This is a genomic window from Brevibacillus sp. LEMMJ03 (assembly GCF_007197875.1).
GTDB classification, from domain to species: Bacteria; Bacillota; Bacilli; order Brevibacillales; family Brevibacillaceae; genus Brevibacillus; species Brevibacillus thermoruber.
The window spans coordinates 1-340 of the sequence record NZ_VKJN01000121.1; the positions used below are offsets into that span (position 1 = coordinate 1).

A 340-nucleotide genomic window follows, 5' to 3' on the forward strand; every position below is an offset into this window, starting at 1 on the left:
GGCCGTCCAAGCAGCAAGCCTGGTGTGTAGGCAAATCCGCACACCGTCAAGGGCAAGCTGTGATGGCGAGGGAAATGCAAGTACCGAAGTCCCTGATTTCACACTGCCAAGAAAAGCGTCTAGCGAGGAATGAGGTGCCCGTACCGCAAACCGACACAGGTAGGCGAGGAGAGAATCCTAAGGTGCGCGGGAGAACTCTTGCTAAGGAACTCGGCAAAATGGCCCCGTAACTTCGGGAGAAGGGGCGCCCCGGTAGGGTTAACAGCCCGAGGGGGCCGCAGTGAAAAGGCCCAAGCGACTGTTTAGCAAAAACACAGGTCTCTGCGAAGCCGCAAGGCGA

The 340-nt window shown here is 57.9% G+C and carries 1 rRNA gene; it reads left to right on the forward strand.

Annotated elements, in window-relative coordinates:
- Nucleotides 1–340: ribosomal RNA gene (locus FOI68_RS23080) — 23S ribosomal RNA — on the forward strand; the annotation flags it as partial.